Annotated in this window: 6 protein-coding genes; 4 read left to right on the top strand and 2 right to left on the bottom strand. The window is 65.4% G+C overall.

Translation table 11 applies throughout. From position 1 onward, the window contains the following. Nucleotides 1–103 precede the first annotated feature (103 nt). Complete coding sequence (locus AB0T83_RS08695) at nt 104–1,228, top strand: cytochrome-c peroxidase (protein ID WP_366192637.1); 1,125 nt, start codon at nt 104–106, stop codon at nt 1,226–1,228. Between the two features lie 126 nt (nt 1,229–1,354). Beyond that, on the top strand, nt 1,355–10,240 hold the full coding sequence (locus tag AB0T83_RS08690) for a beta strand repeat-containing protein (RefSeq protein ID WP_366192636.1): 8,886 nt from the start codon (nt 1,355–1,357) through the stop codon (nt 10,238–10,240). A 66-nt stretch (nt 10,241–10,306) separates the two neighbouring features. Here AB0T83_RS08690 and AB0T83_RS08685 read toward each other — a convergent pair whose 3' ends face one another. Beyond that, on the bottom strand, nt 10,307–11,611 hold the full coding sequence (locus AB0T83_RS08685) for a replication initiation protein (RefSeq protein WP_366192635.1): 1,305 nt from the start codon (nt 11,609–11,611) through the stop codon (nt 10,307–10,309). 582 nt (nt 11,612–12,193) lie between these two features. Between AB0T83_RS08685 and AB0T83_RS08680 the strand changes: the two genes are divergently transcribed. After that, a complete protein-coding gene (locus tag AB0T83_RS08680; protein ID WP_193141456.1) occupies nt 12,194–13,582 on the top strand; it encodes an AAA family ATPase in 1,389 nt (462 codons plus the stop codon). 3 nt (nt 13,583–13,585) lie between these two features. Next, the gene (locus AB0T83_RS08675) at nt 13,586–14,704 is read left to right on the top strand and encodes a ParB/RepB/Spo0J family partition protein (protein WP_366192634.1); all 1,119 of its coding nucleotides are present in this window, start codon (nt 13,586–13,588) and stop codon (nt 14,702–14,704) included. 776 nt (nt 14,705–15,480) lie between these two features. Here AB0T83_RS08675 and AB0T83_RS08670 read toward each other — a convergent pair. After that, nucleotides 15,481–16,536, bottom strand: coding sequence for a quaternary amine ABC transporter ATP-binding protein (locus AB0T83_RS08670; RefSeq protein WP_366192633.1), 1,056 nt, complete (start codon nt 16,534–16,536; stop codon nt 15,481–15,483). Nucleotides 16,537–16,541: the final 5 nt, after the last annotated feature.

Genomic DNA, 16,541 nt, shown 5'->3' with positions numbered 1-16,541 from the left:
CCCGGTCGTCGAAAATGCACACCAAGGCTGACTTGACCCGGATCAAGGACAGCGCTCTAGCAGCTACTAGGAATTCCCCATCTCTAGATACGAAGTTATTGCCATGCGTCTTTCCATTGTTCTTTGCGCCCTGTTTCTCGCCCCTCTTGCCAATGCCGACACCCCGGTGCCCATCACGAGGGCGGCGCTTGGCGAATTGCTGTTCTTCGATGAGAACCTGTCCCTGAAGCGCACCCAGTCCTGTTCCACCTGTCACGATCCGGACCACGGGTTTGCCGATCCGCGCGGCATGGCCTCGACCGGCGATGATGGCGTGTCGCTGGGCGACCGCAACGCGCCCACGGTGACCTATGCCGCACTGCGCCCTGGCTTTCACCGCAACGACGCGGGCGATTGGGTCGGCGGCCAATTCTGGGACGGCCGCGCCCCGGAACTGGAAGATCAGGCCGGCGGCCCGCCCCTGAACTCGGCCGAGATGGGCATGCCCGACACCGCCGCCGTGCTGACCCGCCTGCTGGAAAACCCGGTCTACACGCAGGCTTTCCCAGTCCTCTTCGGCCCCGGCACCCTGGACGATCCCGACACCGGCTATGCCGCCATGACGCAAGCCATCGCCGCCTTCGAACGCACGCCCGAAATCTCGCCCTTCGACAGCAAGTACGACCGCTTCCTGCGCGGCGAGGCGGACCTGACCGACATGGAGGAACTGGGCCGCGTCCTGTTCTTCTCGCCGCAATTCACCAATTGCGACCAGTGCCACAAGATCGGCCTCAGCGCAGCGGACCGGCAAGAGGTGTTCACCAACCACGAATACTTCAACATCGGCGTGCCGACGAACCTGGCCCTGCGTGCGATGAACGGTGTCGATCCGGCCAAGCTGGACATCGGGCTGGCCGGAAACCCGCTGGTCGCCGAGCCGCAGGCGATGGGCAAATACAAGGTGCCGACCCTGCGCAACGTGGCCGTCACCGGCCCCTATATGCACAACGGCATCTTCGACGATCTGCGCACCGTCGTTCTGTTCTACAACAGCTACAACACCATTTCGGACGCCCGAAAGATCAACCCCGAAACCGGCAAACCCTTCGGTCCGCCACCAGTGCCCGACACCCTGGCGCTGGAGAAGCTGACCCACGGCCCGGCCCTGAAGGACATGCGCATCGATGCGCTGGTCGCCTTCCTGAAGACCCTGACCGACGCGCGCTACGAACACCTGCTCGCGGATTAATCCGCGGGCAATGGCGGATCGCCCCACCCCGTGGCGGCGAATTCGCATGTATTGACGCTGCCTGTCATGATTAACTGTTTTGGCTCGACACCGGGCCAGTGCATTAAATCGTGAAAAGGGCCCCCCATGGTCGTCAAGAACACCTCGCTGGAATTCAGCACCGCGAACCAGTCGCTCTGGGCCCCCGGACAGGCGCGGGAATTCCGAATTTCCACCGGCGATCTGCTGATCTACACGGCGCCGGAACTGACCAAACCCTTTGATTTCGACATCTGGGTCGCCGGCGTTTCCGGCGAGGCCTACATGAATTTCATGGTCGGACTGGAAGCCTATGCCGAGCTTCTGGACGCGGGCCATTTCAACGCCCGCTACGACATCGACGTTGCAGTGAAATACACCCCCGGTATCGACGTCTCGAAGGCCCAGACCGCCACCGCCCCGGCACAGGTCAGCTTCGACCTGACCCAATGGACGGTGCGCAGCGCCCAGATCGACAGCAAGGGGTTCTCGGGCAGCCCCGGCGCCGGTCTTGACTTCGTGCTGGAAGTCGAACTGGGCTTTCGCGACATCCAGTGGTTCGCCTTCGGCGCCTCGGGCGAAGAAGACGATTTCAAGCTCATCGACATCCAGGAACGCGTGCCGATCATCGAGATCAAGCCCGAGTTCGAAATCGCGGGGCAGCTTTATCCGGGGATCGAGGTCTTTGCCCGCCTGCCCACCGGTGCCGACACCTTCGGCAACAGTTTCGGCAGCAGCCTTGTGGCCGGGTCGGGGTTTTCCGACACCAAGTTCCTGGAACTGAACGTCGATGTGGACGAGCTGTTTCTGGAACTGGCCGGGAAACTGCCGCCCCCCGTCGGCCCGATCATCAGCAAGGTCGGCGACTTTGTCTTTTTCGACGAAACCTTTGATTTGGCCGATTACGTGCCCTACATCCCGCGCGGCAAGTTCGAGCTTTCGGCGACGGTTCTGGACATCGACGCCAATGCCGGCACCGTGCTGACCGAGGATGTGGCGCTTGACATCGGCGGCGGCGATGCGACGCCGGATGTGCGCGTGGTGCTGCGCTCGGACGCGGGCACGCCGACGGATTTCAGCGATGATGTGGTCACCCAAACGACGCTGGGCAATGTCGCGCAGGTGGACATGCCGCGCTCCAACCGGCTGGGCGCTGATGGCACCGCGCTGGTCACCGTCACCGGATACTACGATCTGACGGATGTGCAGTATTCGCACTCGGTGGGCATGGGCATCGACGCGGCGCTGACCATCCGCGCCCTGCAGGCCGAATTCGGCGGCGCCTGGGTGTCCGACGATCTGGCCTTCAGCTTTGGCCCGCTGCTGGATCTGACCTTTCCCGAAGGCGGCTTTCAGGCCAAGCTGTTCGACTTCTACAGCGACGACTTCGCCCTGCCCACCGGGGCCTATGCCTCTGCGCCCGCAGCCGGCACCGACCCGGCCAGCTGGGGCTACAGCGCCGGCGCCTTCAACCGCGAAACCGACAGCTACGAGGTCTTCGTCACCAACGACTCGCCCACGGGATGGGATCCCGAAGCCCCCAATGCGGCGCAGCGGGTCTATGAATACAAGGCCGCCATTGCCCAGAACGTGGACAGCACCATCACCACCTTCGGGCACCTGTGGGGCAACAACCCCGCGCAGGACGAACAAGCCATTCTGTCGGGTTTCAACAACCCGCCGCCGAACGCCACCGACACCACCCGCATCTGGTTTGGCAACAATTCCGCGCAGGTCACGCTGTTCGGCGGGTCCAACAACTACACGGTGATCAATGTCGCGCCGGGCATCGCGCCGCAGGATGTGCTTGGCGCCACGGTGTCGGTCGATGACGGATCGCCGTCCTTTTCCGACGCGCTGCTGGACCTCGACCCCAACAGCACGACCGAGCCGACCTACGTCTACGCCAATACCTCCATCGACCTGAAGGTCGCGCTGCTGAACGGCATCGCCAATTCCACCTATGTGACCTATCAGTACACCCCCGGTAACGCCGACAACATCCTGAAATCGCAGCAGACCCCGCAGGTACAGGGCAGCGACAACGGCGATGTGATGGTGATGCGCAATGCCGAGGGCAAGTATTTCGACGGCGGCGGGGAAACCCGCGGCATCTTTGGCAATGTCGCCGTGGGCGATTACTTCATCGCCGATTTCAAGCACATCTTCCCCAACACCGCGATCAGCTTCGACAGCACCGAGGCGAATTTCGACAGCGGCATCATCGTCGCGGGCAGCGTCACCCTGCGCAACATCGAGGCCTTCGTGCTGCGCACCGGCGATCAGGACGATTTCCTCTCGGGCGGCCTCTATGAAGACTGGTTCGAAACCTCGGGCGGCGATGACTTCATCCAGCTCGCCCCCGACCTTGCGGCCGATTTCGTGGCCGCCGGCGCCGATGACGACGTGATCTACTACAGCTATGACGTGGTCGACACCAACAACGCGGCCCTTCCCGACACGGTCTTCGGCGGCACCGGCCATGACATCGGCGTGTTCAAGGCGACCGATGTCTACACCGGCCCCCAGCCCTCGCCCGAATCCTTCGCCGTGCCCATCGAGATTCTGGTTTCGGTCGACGACGGCGCCACGCAGGACTTCGGCACCGCGCACTCCGCTGTGACAAGCCTGTTCGCCCTGCTCGACACCCATGACGGCGGCCGCTTCGGCGACACCACCACCTTCGGCCAGTCCGGCAACGAGCTGACCCGCGATGTCTTCACCCAGGCCGAGGCCGACCGCGACTTCCTGCGCTATGGCAAGCTGGGCACCACCGTGGGCATCGACTTTTATGCAGACGTGGAAGCGGTGGACGTGCTGGGCTCGGACTTCACCGACGATCTGGTGCTCTACAACGGCGGGCTGCAATATTTCGGCGGCGACGGAACTTTCAGCGGCACCCTCGGCACCCAGCATCAGGACACGCTGCTGGCCGATTTCGGCGTCTACACCGGTCGCGCGGGCGTTGACACCGGGGTCTATCTGGTGGCCGCCAACCGCATTGGCCAGACAGGCGCCAACCAGATCCTCAGCTTCGGCGAAACCGTGTTCGACGGGTTCGAACGGCTGGTCGCGCGCGGCACCGATGCCGCCGACAATTTCCTGGGCGGACGCTTCGACGACGGCTTCGAGGGCGGCGGCGACAATGACCTGATCGACGGCGGGGAATTCGACCCCTTCCCCGGCATGGTCTTCGATCCGCGCGGCTTCCTGACCTCCGGCACCATCACCGAGGAACGCGACGCCCTGTCGGGCGGCGATGGCAACGACATCTTCTTCTGGTCCGACGATGGCGCCGACATCCTGCAGGGCGACGCCGGTCTGGACTGGCTGATCGTCGCGGCCGAGGCCGGATCGCAGGGGTTGGAATACGGGCTCTACACCCCCACCGCCATCACCACCGCGACCCCCACGCGCGAGGTGTTCGACGCCACCGCCTCGGCCGATGACATCGAACGGGCGATGGGGCTGCTGGCGGATTTCACCGTCCCCGTCGCGGGCCAGACCCTGACGCTGGGCCGGGGAATGCGCTTTGGCGACACGCTGGGCTTTGCCGGCGACGATCCCTTCCTCAACTACCATGGCATCGAGCATGTCAATGTCACCGGCAGCGACACCGCCTCGGACCTGATCTTTTACGAGGGCGGGGCCACCTATGACGCGGGCGGCGAAGGCAGCGGTCCGGGCGATGTGTTCGCCGCCGATTTCTCGGCCCAGCAGGTGGGCATCGACCTGACCTTCGGCGCCGAGAACGCCGCCGGGGTGACACTGGCCAACGGCGTCTTCCTGCGCGGCTTCGAACGCGGCATCGTCAAGGCCGGCAGCGGCAACGACCGCCTGAAGGGCGGCGCGCTTGAAGACCGCCTGTTCGGCGGCGACGGCGCCGACATCATCCAGGGCGGCGACGGCGACGACCGCATCTTTGGCGAGGCCGGCGACGACCTGCTGTTCTGGGACGGCAACGGCTCGGACTTCATCAGCGGCGGCGACGGGCTGGACCACCTGGTCATGGGCGGGCGCGGCGAAGGGCTGAAATGGTCGCTGTTCGACGCCGGCTTCAACCCGCTGGGCACCGGCAACCTGGGCGCCGGGGCAACCCGCGCCGAACTGGACGCGGCGCTCGACAACCTGCCGCTGGCCGGGCTGATGGTGGCCCGCTCGCACGGGGAATCCCTGCTCTATCAAGGGATCGAGGCGGTCAATGTGGCCGGCGCGCATGATCACGACGATCTGGTGCTCTATCAGAACGGGCTCATCAACTATGGCGGCGATCAGGTCGGGGACGCCGATCTGTTTGCCGCCGATCTCAGCGCCGAGACCGCCGACCTGACGCTTTTTGCCGACAGCGATCAGAACGCCGGGGATGCCGCCGCCGATGGGACCCAGGCCTTTGACGCGGATGGCAATTTCACCGGGTTCGCCGGGGTGCGCGACATCGGCAACGGCACCTTTGTGGGCGGGTTCGAACGGTTGCACGTGCGCACCGGCAGCGGCAATGACACGGTGTTCGGCGGCGCGCTGGCCGACAGCATCGACACCGGCGATGGCGACGATATCGTCGATCTGGGCACCGGCGGCACGCAAGCCACCCCCGACCGGGCCAACACCGGGCTGGGCGACGATGTGATCACCTATCGCGGCGGGGTCGCGGATGTGGACGGCGGCAGCGCCGGGGGCGACTATGACATCCTGAACTTCGAGGCCACCACCGGCGCGCTCAGCTTCGCCATCCTCGATCAGGCGGGCACCCGGATCGGCGCAACCCTGACCGGCGCCGCCACCAGCCGCGCCGATCTGACGGCCATGTTCGCCGCCGACCCCACCTTCGCGGCGGGGCTGACCCTCGGCGACGGCACCAACAGCCTGACCTATCGCAACATCGAGGAAATGCTGATCCAGGGCTCGGATCAGGACGATTTCCTGGTCGCCCCCCTGCGCAACGGCAACCTCTTCGGCAATGGCGGCGACGACGTTCTGGTCTCCAGCCTTGGCATCGACATCATGGTCGGCGGCGACGGGCTGGACACCTATGCCTTCCGCTCTGGCGATGGTGCCGATTTCATCGCCCGCGAGACCCATCAGGGCGCGCGCATCTACTTCGACAATGTCGCGCGTGGCGACATCACCTTCACACGCGCCGGCACCGACGATCTGGCGCTGACCGAAAACGGCGGCAGCATTCCGACGCTGGTCATCTATGACTATTTCGCCACCGGCGGGCGCGGGCTGGATTTCGAATACGATTTCACCGATTTCACCGGACGCATCGACCTGTCGCATCTGGGCGGCGCCGCCGTCACCCCGGCCGCGGCGGGCACCACCGCCATCGGCACTTCGGGCGATGACGACCTCAGCGCGCAGGGCTCGGCGCGGGCAGACAACCTGACCGGAGCGGCGGGTGACGACTTCTTCAACGGCAGCGCCGGGGCCGACCTGCTGAACGGCGGCGCCGGGGCGGATTCGGTCTCCTACAACGCCCTGGGCGGTGCCTCGGGCGTCACCGTGGACCTGATCTTTCGCGCCGGATCGCGCGGCATCGCGGATGGCGAGATCCTCGTCAGCATCGAGAACCTGTTCGGCACCGACAACGGCGACACCCTGCTGGGCGACCGCGCCGCCAACATCATCTTCGGGGCGGCGGGCAACGACACGCTGGCGGGCCGCGAGGGCGCCGACCTGCTGTCCGGGGACGAAGGCAACGACACGCTGTTCGGCGATCAGGGCCGCGACCAGCTGTTCGGGGACGACGGCAACGACATTCTGAACGGCGGCGACGACAACGACTTCCTGTCCGGCGGCGATGGCAACGACACCCTGCGCGGCGACGCGGGCGACGACACGCTGATCGGCGGCCGTGGCACCGACAGCGCCTTTGGCGGTGCGGGCGACGACACCTATGTGCACGGCGGCGAGGATGACCCCACCACCGCCGCAGCGGATGAAAACGGTCTCGACAGCTTCAACGGTGGCGCCGGGATCGACCTGGCCGATTTCTCTCCCTTCGAACATGCCATCCACGTGACCCAGGGCTTCGGCGCCGCCGACGGCATCCGCACCGACCGCGACACCGACATCACCGGGGCACTGGACGAAGAGATCCTGAACGTCATCAACACCGAGCAATTCGTCGGCACCGCCTTCGATGACCGGTTCGACGTGAAGGGCGATGGGCTGACCCTTGGCGGAGGTGATGGCGACGACCTGTTCATTCTCGGCGTGGGCAGTCAGACCATCCATGGCGGTGCCGGTCTTGATACGCTGGATCTGAATTTTTCCCCGGTGAACCCCCAAGGCGTCACGGTCGATCTGCTGACGGGCACGGTGATAGATCAGTTGGGCGCAACCGATACCGTGTCCGGTATCGAAAGATTTCTTGGCACCCACCAGAACGATGTGTTCACCGGCAACGAACAGGACAACATCTTTGAAGATGGGGGAGGTGCGGACAGAGTTGTGACCGGCGGTGGCAATGACGAAATCGTCGCCGGTCTGGATGGCAGCGACGACACTTATGACGGCGGTGACGGCTTTGACACCTTGAACTATGCCAAGGCCACCGGCGACCTGTTCATCGACCTGCTGTTCGACGTGGCCGAGGATGCCACCGGCGCCGAGGTCGGCATCGACACCATCAGCGGCATCGACGCCGTCCGCACCGGATCGGGCGATGACGAGGTCTATGGCCACACCGGGGTGAACCACATTTTCGGCGGCGACGGCAACGACCGCCTGCTGGGCGACTACGGCGACGACATCATCACCGGCGGCGGCGGCGACGACGACCTGTTCGGCGATCTGGAAAGCGCCGATCCGCAGGACGGGTTCGACATCGTCGACTATTCCACCGCAACGCAATCCATCACCGTTGCCCTTCTGGCCATCGGCGGCAACGCCACGGGCGCCGACATCGGCACCGACACCCTGACCGGGTTCGAGGCCGTGGTCAGCGGGCTGGCCTCCGACAACCTGACCGGCGACGGCGCCGACCAGACCTTCTTCATCGCGGGCGCTGCAGGTCAGGGCGGGTTTGACCGGGTCGACGGCGCAGGCGGCATCGACACCGCCGATTTCTCGCGTTTCGGCGCGGCGGTGGAACTGGACCTCGCCGCCGCGGTCGAGGTGCGCACCCGCGACGCCGCGACCCTTGACCCGACGCTCGGCCCGCTGCGCAACCTTGCCGATCTGACGGGTATCGAGATTGTCGTGCTGACCGATCACGCCGACGCCCTGCGCGGCACCACCGGCAACGACACGCTGGACGGCAGCGGCGGCGACGACTTCCTCACCGGGCGCGATGGCGCCGACATCCTGCGCGGCGGCGAAGGTCGCGACACCGCCGACTACAGCCTTGAGACCGGCACCGCCGGGGTCGAGGTGGATCTGTCCGGCGCGGCGGGTCTGGTGGCGGGGCAAACCGGCCCCCTGGCCCGCGACAGCCACGGCAAGATCGACCGGCTGGAGTCCATCGAATCCGCCATCGGCACCGACCAGGCCGACCGCCTGTTCGGCTCCACCGGCGACAATGTCTTTTTCGGCGGCGCCGGGGATGACGAGATCTACGGCATCGCCGGCACAAACCTTGTCTCCGGGGGCGACGGGGCCGACATGCTGTTCGGCGGCACCGAGACCGACGCGCTCAGCGGCGGCAATGACGACGACATGCTGTTCGGCGGCAAGGGCGACGACACGCTCAACGGCGGCGCCGGCAACGACCAGATCTTCGTCGACAGCGCGCGCGACGTGGTCGATGGCGGCAGCGGCACCGACCGCGTCCGCTTCGAGACAACCCTCGGGCTGGCCCTGAACCTCGCGCTCTGGACCTCGGTCGAGGAAGTTTCGGCCGAGGCCGGGGACGACACCCTCGACGGGGCCGGTGTGCTCACCGCCCTCACCCTCTTCGGGCGCGAGGGCAACGACACCCTCACGGGCGGCTTTGCCAACGACCTGCTGTTCGGCGGCTCGGGCAACGACACGATCACGGGCGGGGCCTCCACCGACCAGCTGTTCGGCGGCTCGGGCGCCGACCTGATGGATGGCGGCAACGAATCCGACTTCTACGTCATCGACGGGTTCGACACGATCACCGACAGCGGCACGCGCGGCTTCGACAAGGCGCAGATCAACAACGCCGGCGGCACCTCGGTCACCCTCACCGGCTGGAGCGGGGTCGAGCGCGTCAACGGCTTCACCGGCGACGACACCATCGACGGCTCCAGCCAGACCACCGGCCTGCTGCTGTTCGGCGACGATGGCGACGACACGCTGACCGGCGGGTCGGGCAATGACGTGCTGATCGGCGGCAATGGCAATGACACCCTGTCGGGCATGGGCGGCAACGACGTGCTGCTGGGCAATGCGGGCAATGACAGCTTCGACGGCGGCGCGGGCAACGACATCCTCTTTATCGGCGAGAACGGCGACGTGGTCTTCGACGGCGGCGCGGGCTTCGACAAGGCCGTGGTCTCCAACGCCGCGGGCCTGACGCTGTCGGTGGGCAGCTGGGCCGGGGTCGAGCGGATCAACGGGCTGACCGGCAATGACACCATCGACGCCACCGGGCTGGCCACCGGGGTTACCATCGCCTCGGGCGCCGGCGATGACGTGGTGACCGGCGGTTCGGCGGGCGACGTGATCTTCGCGGGCACCGGCAACGACACGCTGCTGGGCGCGGGCGGGGCCGATGCGCTGATCGGGGCGGCGGGCAACGACCGGCTCGACGGCGGCGCGGGCGGCGATTTCTACCTCGGCGGCGCCGGGGCCGACAGTTTCGCCTGGTCCGACGGCTTTGGGCGCGACGTGGTCAAGGATTACACCGATGGCCTCGACCGGCTGGATTTCACCGCCCACAGCGGCGTCACCAAACTGGCCGACCTGACCATCAGCCAATCGGGCGCCCATGTGATCCTGACCCTCAGCGCGGGCGGGGCCGACCAGATCACACTGGCCGATACCCTGGCCTCGGCACTGACCGCCTCGGACTTCGATTTCGTCTGAGGCCCCTGCCCGGCCGAACTTCCCCGCGCGGGCCCAACCGGGTCTGCCGGCCCCCCCTGCCCCGCGTCAGATCTCGGGCAGATCCGCGAAGATATCCGGCTCCAGTTCTTCCCAGAAGGCACAGATCGCGCGGGCGTTCAGGGCCGAGGCCCAGCCGTGCCGGGTGAAATCCTCGCGCTCCAGCGGGTCTTTCACCGCCGACAGGAACAACCGCTTGTCCGCGTCCCGCTGGGTCGGCCGCCGGGCTTCGGCGACCTCGCGCACGCGAGCCATCCGCACTGCCCGGGCCTTGCGTTCGCCCGCCACCGCCGCCTCCCGCGCCTCCTGCGCGGCGGCCCGGATTTCGGTCTCGATCTGCCGCTGGGCGGCGGCCTGCATCACCTCGGGGGCCACCGGCGCAGGCGCGGTCTCTGTCCCCTCGATGGCGCCGAACCCCTGCCGGATCGCCGCAGACAGATAGCGCACCGGGCTTTTCACCCCGGACTGCCGCCCGACATAGTCCAGCTTCTCGGCCACATAGGCCTCGCCATGCTCGCCGATCCACTGCCGCGCCAGACGGTCGCTGACCCCCAGTGCGCTCAACCGGTCGTAAACCCCGCTCTGACGCAGCCCGGCGCCATCGTCCATGTCCAGCATCGCCAGTTGCGGATTGTCCTTGATCCGGAACCGAATGGCCGAGACCGCCCGCCCCATCTTCCGGGTCTCCGGCTCCAGCAGGATGTTCGAGGTCCGGTTCACCTCCGCCACCGCCGGCTTGATGATCTTGGCGTTCAGATGCTTGAACACCTCGTAGTAATTCGACCCTTCCACGCCCATCAGCCGCCGGAACAGGTCCAGATCCCACCAGCCGGTGCTGCCGGTGCGCACGAAGCGATAGCAATTCTCGTACAGGGCCAGCGCATGGCCGCTGGTGAACCGCCGCTGGATGTTCAGGTTGATCAGGGCAAAGACCTTGGGATCATGCAGCTTGGCCGCCAGCGCCGGGGAATAGGCATATTCGCAAACCCCGCCCTTCAGCTTGGCATAGCTCAGCAGCGCCGAAACCCCCCATTCATGTTCGCCATCCTCGCCCAGCATGTCCCATTCCGCCACGGTCTCCGCCAGCCCCCGAAGCGAGGTCTTCAGCGTGTCCATATCGTTCGAGTTATAGCCGATCATCAGGCACAGGGTGCGCGCGTCGATCCTGTGGGTGGGCTGGCTGGCCAAGGCGTCATAGGCGTTCAGCAGCAGCACGTTGGACAGTTTGCGCTGCAACAGCGTCAGCTTGCCCGACACGTGGATCGCAGCCACGTTTTTCTTCACCGAGTCCCGCCGCAGCGGTCCGGTCAGCTTGTCGCGTGGGATCTCTCCCGCCATGGTCTCGTGGGACATGGTCGTGATCCTGCCTGGAATATGCCTCATCTGCGGTCTGTGCCGCTTGGTCGAAACCGTGGCACAGAAGGTGCCCGAACTCAAGAATTTCAAAGGTACCCTTCTACGGGAGAGGCGTCTCCGCGTCCCGCAAACGGGCACCTTCACCCCCCCTGCCCCGCCGTCCCGGCCCGCTGCGCGGCCCCCTGCCCACCTTCTGACCCTCCAATCCGGGCCAAAACCACCAATCCCGTGTGCAGCCCCCCTTTGCCCCGCAAACATATCCCCCTTGTCCCGAAGACAGGCCCCCCTGCCCCCGCATCACGGCACCCTTCATCCTGAATCTGGCGACCCAATGACCTTTAACGCATTGTTATTAAGTCTTTTTCTTGTCCCAAATACTCTAAAGACCTGAAAGATTCCTACAAGCTATAGGGAGGGTGGCTTGCGTTGATTTTTCTTTGAAAATAGGGGTTTCGCGGCGAAACCTGCGCCAGAATTCCCGATGTGCGGTCTCTCATCGGGAATTCACACAGCCCATGCGATGTGCGATAGTCACCGAAAATCACAATAATCCGAGCACATCTTCATACAGGCGCACCCATGTCGAAAAAATCAGAACTCCCGCCCCCACCCTATTTCAACCTCGATCCCCAGGCCGCGGCAGCCCGTCTCCCGCACCCCAGCGACACCGCCCGATTCGCCAAGGCCGCCGCTTTCGCCGCCCGCGGGCGCGAGGATCTGGCCAAACGCGGCTATGCTCCCGACGGCCGCAAACGCCTGCGCAAGTTCTCCACCTGGGAGATCTGCCGCTACCTGATCCCGGTGGCCCCGGCGCATCTGCGGCGGGTGTTGAAGCAGAACCCAGACCTGCCGCAGGGCGAAGGTGCCGGCGGCTCGAAATGGTTCACCCTGGAAGAAGTCATGACCCTGCGCGGCCATTTCGCCGAAGGCGGGATTTCCACCAAGGAATACAAGCCTTACCGCCCCGAAGGCCTGCCGGCCAAGATCGTCGCCGTGGCCAATTTCAAGGGTGGCGTCGGCAAGACCTCGACGGCGGCGCATCTGGCGATGTCGGCAGCCCTCGATGGCTACCGAGTGCTGGTGGTGGATCTGGACAGCCAGGGCTCGATGACCTCGATCATGGGCGGCCAGGTCGAGGATGAATGGAAAACCGTCTTTCCGCTGATCGCCAAGGATTATGCCCGTCAGGTCCAGGAGGAGAACCTCGTCCGCACCGCCTCGGGTCAGGACCCCCTGCCCCTGGACGAGACCCTGACAGCGGCGCTCGACACCCATGCCGCTGACATCGTGCAGCCGACCCATTGGCCCAACATCGACCTGATCGGGGCACAGCTGAACCTTTATTGGGCCGAGTTCCAGATCCCGGTTTGGCGCATGGCCCTGCGTCGCTGGGCGCTGTGGGATGCGCTGACGAACTTTCTGGAAGACGAGGATCTGCTGAACCAATACGACGTCATCCTTCTGGATACGCCGCCCGCCCTTGGCTATCTGACCATCAACGCGCTGGCGGCGGCCGATATCCTGCTGGTGCCGCTGGGGGCGTCCTTCCTTGAGTTCGACAGCACCGGACGTTTCTTTGACATGCTCTATTCCACTTTCGCCTCGATCGAGGACGGGGAAAACAACGTGCGGCGCGCTGCCGGTCTGGATGAGGTCAAGTTCGAATGGGACGTGGTGCGCACGCTGATCACCCGGTTCGACGCCAACCAGCAGACCGATCTGGCCAATGTCATCCAGGCCTATTTCGGCGATTTCATGAACGCCCACCGGCAGGAATTCACCGCTTTGGTCGGTCAGGCGGGCGAACAGGTCAACGGCATCTACGAGGCCGATTATCGCGAGTTCAACCGCGAGACCTATGTCCGGGGCCGCGAGGCGTTTGACCGGACATATGCCGAGTTGAAGGAAATCCTGATAGGATCGTGGTGGCGCGATGCGCAGATGGCGCAGTCGGAAGCGGCGGAGTAACCCATGGCCAAGCGCAGAAAACTGACCGCGCCATCCGCCGAGGAGTTGCACGCCATCGAGGAGGGTTTCGCCGCGAAACCCTCCGGGCTTTCGGTGGCCGGACCGTCGGGCATGATGCCACCCATTGCCCAGGTCGCCGCCGAGGCCGCGGCTCTGACACCGACGCCGACCATGACCGCCGAGATGCGGGCCGAGGCCGCCAAGGACAAGCGCGACGCAGAACGCCTGCGCCGGGCCGAGGCCGAGGGGCTGGTGCTGGTGGAGATCGCCACCGATGACATCGTTGCCGACGAGTTGACCCGCGACCGTCTGGTGATGGATGCGGAGGCCATGGGCGAGCTGAAAGCCTCGATCGCGCTGAGCGGGCTGCGGCTGCCCATCGAGGTCTTCGAGATTGCCGATCCGGGCGACGGGCCGGCCTATGGTCTGCTGTCGGGCTATCGTCGTCTGGCCGCGATCCGGGCGCTGGAATCCGAGACCGGAGCGGCGGGCTACCAAACCATCCGTGCCATCCTGCGCCAGCCGCAAAGCGTGGCCGGGGCCTATCTGGCGATGGTCGAGGAGAACGAGATCCGGGCCAGCCTGACGCCTTATGAGCGCGGCAGGGTGGCGGTTCTGGCGGTGCAGCAGGGCGCTTATGACACGGTCGAGGCCGCGGTGAACGGGCTGTTCCACGCCGCCAGCAAGGCCAAGCGGTCCAAGATCCGGTCCTTCGCGCTGGTCCATGAGGAGTTGGGCGACATGCTGGTCTTTCCCGAGCAACTGTCCGAGCGCGCCGGGCTGCGGCTGGCCAATGCCCTGAGGGGCGGGCTGGCGGGTGAGATCCGCGAGGCGCTGTCGAGCGGGCAAGGCACCGAGGCCGAGGCCGAATGGGCGCTGATGGAGCCGCTGGTGGAAAAGGCCGAGGCCGACACCCAGCCGGGCAAGAAGGGCGGGCGGCCGCGCAAGGCCACCAGTCCGAAGGCCGACGGGCCGGGGATCTACCGGCTGGACAATGGCATCACGATCCGGCGTGAGAGCGACAGCAAGGGCTATTACATCCGTCTGGAAGGCACCCCGGTGAACATGGACATGGTCGAGGCCGTGATGTTCGAGGTCAAACGCCTGCTGGAGCCGCGCTAGGGCCGGGGTTTCGCGGCGAAACCCGAAGGGGGAGGGGATGCGGGGGCCAGACGGCCCCCGTTTTTGTTGTGTGCATAATGCAGTAAAATGGCGCATTGATTTTTGGACCTGCTGAAAGTGCATAAATTTGAAGGCAGCGACGAAAACCCCAATCTGGCCGGATTCCGCCCCTGTGGTCGAGGTGTGGTCCGTCCCGCAGACGGGTGCCTTTGGGGCAGGGAGGTGTCCTGCAAACGGGTGCCTGAACAGGCCGGGGCAAAAACCGGGCAATTGCAGATATTTGCCGTGGGGTCTTCACCCTTGGTCGATGCGAAACCGGCAAAGGTATCCGTTTTCGGGAAGGGCAGGGGGAAATGCGCGCCTATTCTCCGCAGATCGCGGGGAAGGGCGCACATGGGCGGGCCTGTCGAACGCCTGTGCCCCGGTTTCGCCGCGAAAACCCCAGAAATAGTGGTTTGGCCGGGCTGAACCACCCTATATGCGCCATTTTCGGGGGCGGGAAACAGGGCAGGTGAGGGAGCCTGCCCTGTCACGGGTTTGAAGGCACCCGCTTGCAGGAACCTAGGGTGCCCGTTTGCGGGAACAAGCCCGGCGGCGGGCCTGTTTGAAAGGTACCCGATTCCGGGATCATCCGTTTCGGACCTGCAGCCGGAAAGTCATCCGTTTACAGGGTCGCCATGCGACGCGGCCCGTGGACATGAAAAAGCCCCGGCCAGAGACCGGGGCAGGGGGGGCAGCGCCGCCTGTGCGGCGCTGCAAGGGGTGCTGGGCCGTGCCTAGCGCACGGCGCCGGTGCTGCCCGGTTGCGCCGGCACCAGCGCGCGGACCAGTTCCTTCATGTCCAGAAAGCCCATGTCCTGGCCGTCCTTGCTGACCTTGTAGCACTTGGTGGTGTCGCCCTCGGACATGGAGATCAGCTTTTCCAGGTTGTCGTCCGGTTCGACCTCACCGGCGAAGGAGATGCCGTTCGCCTCGGCCATGGGATGCATGACCGAGCGCACCCGCAGCACGCGGGCGCGGTTGATGTCGGAAACGAAGTCTTCGATGTAGGGATCGTTGGGGTTGAGCAGGATCTGCTGCGGTTCCCCCTGCTGGACGACATAGCCGTCCTTGAGGATCACAAGGTGATCGGCCAGCTTCAGGGCCTCGTCCAGATCGTGGGTGATGAAGACGATGGTCTTGTGCAGCTCTTTCTGAAGTTCCAGCAGCAGATCCTGCATGTCGGTGCGGATCAGCGGATCGAGGGCCGAGAAGGCCTCATCCATCAGCATCACCGGGCTGTCGGAGGCCAGCGCGCGGGCGATGCCCACCCGCTGCTGCATGCCGCCCGACAATTGGTGCGGGTAGTGGCCTTCATAGCCGGTCAGCCCGACCCGTTCGAGCCACTTCTGGCCTTCGACCTGGGCGGGGGCTTCGTCCTCGCCGCGCGTGATGCGGGCCATGGCGGCGTTCTGCAGCACCGTGCGGTGCGGCAGCAGGGCGAACTTCTGGAACACCATCGACATCTGTTCCTGACGGAACCGGCGCAGGCGGGTTTCGTCGTATTGCAGCACGTCCTCGCCATCGACGAGGACCTCGCCGGCGGTGGGGTCGATCAGCCGGTTGAGGTGCCGGATCAGGGTGGATTTCCCCGAGCCGGACAGCCCCATGATGACGGTGATCTCGCCGGGCTGCATGTCGACGTTGATGTCCTGCAGGCCCAGCACATGGCCGTGGTCTTCCAGCAGTTCGGTCTTGCCCATGCCGTTGAGGACAAGGGGCAGGACCGATTGCGGGTCGGGGCCGAAGATCTTGTACAGGCCCTTGATGGAAACCTTGGGGTCTTGAGTCATCTGGA

The sequence above is a fragment of the Meridianimarinicoccus marinus genome (genome assembly GCF_040689105.1).
GTDB classification, from domain to species: Bacteria; Pseudomonadota; Alphaproteobacteria; order Rhodobacterales; family Rhodobacteraceae; genus Meridianimarinicoccus; species Meridianimarinicoccus marinus.
The sequence above is the reverse complement of the archived record's forward strand: the minus strand, read 5'-3'. Positions and strand labels throughout refer to the sequence as shown.

Coding starts and splice junctions, on each gene's coding strand:
- AB0T83_RS08695 (WP_366192637.1), top strand. CDS start 104: ATGCGTCTTTCCATTGTTCTTTGCGCCCTGTTTCTCGCCCCTCTTGCC.
- AB0T83_RS08690 (WP_366192636.1), top strand. CDS start 1,355: ATGGTCGTCAAGAACACCTCGCTGGAATTCAGCACCGCGAACCAGTCG.
- AB0T83_RS08685 (WP_366192635.1), bottom strand. CDS start 11,611: ATGTCCCACGAGACCATGGCGGGAGAGATCCCACGCGACAAGCTGACC.
- AB0T83_RS08680 (WP_193141456.1), top strand. CDS start 12,194: ATGTCGAAAAAATCAGAACTCCCGCCCCCACCCTATTTCAACCTCGAT.
- AB0T83_RS08670 (WP_366192633.1), bottom strand. CDS start 16,536: ATGACTCAAGACCCCAAGGTTTCCATCAAGGGCCTGTACAAGATCTTC.
- AB0T83_RS08675 (WP_366192634.1), top strand. CDS start 13,586: ATGGCCAAGCGCAGAAAACTGACCGCGCCATCCGCCGAGGAGTTGCAC.